General features: G+C 48.3%; 1 protein-coding gene. It reads right to left on the bottom strand.

Annotated elements, in window-relative coordinates; genetic code table 11:
- Window positions 1-186: glutamate--tRNA ligase family protein (locus ACTHUR_RS20960; protein ID WP_440400739.1), on the bottom strand; the 186-nt coding region annotated here is incomplete at its 3' end.
- Between the last annotated feature and the right edge of the window lie 259 nt (window positions 187-445).

The raw sequence follows: 445 nt of genomic DNA on the forward strand, positions 1-445 counted from the left end.
GTCTTCGATACGCAATAGGAACTCGCCTTTATGATGGCGGGCAAACGCCCATGAGAACAGGGCGGTGCGTACGCCGCCGATGTGCAGGTAGCCGGTTGGGCTGGGGGCGAAACGGGTTTTGACGGTCATGATGGCTCCAAAATCTTTTAAAACAGTTATTTTACTTTTTCGGCGTGGTTTAAACAATGTAAGGCCGTCTGAAAATAATGTCGGCGCAGAAGGACCGTCTGGGAACTTTTCTCCTGAAAACAAGACAAATGATAATTATTTCTTTGAAAGTATCCGCTCATGAACAAACGCGCTTTATTTACCGCCCTCGCCCTCCTGCCCCTTTTTGCCCAAGCTGAAATCAAAACTATCAAAGACGTATTGGGACGCGAAGTCAAAGTCGATGTCCCTGTCAAACGCGCGGTTTTGGCGTTTTACTATCCCGACTATATCGCGG

The sequence above is a fragment of the Neisseria sp. P0021.S007 genome (assembly GCF_051956855.1).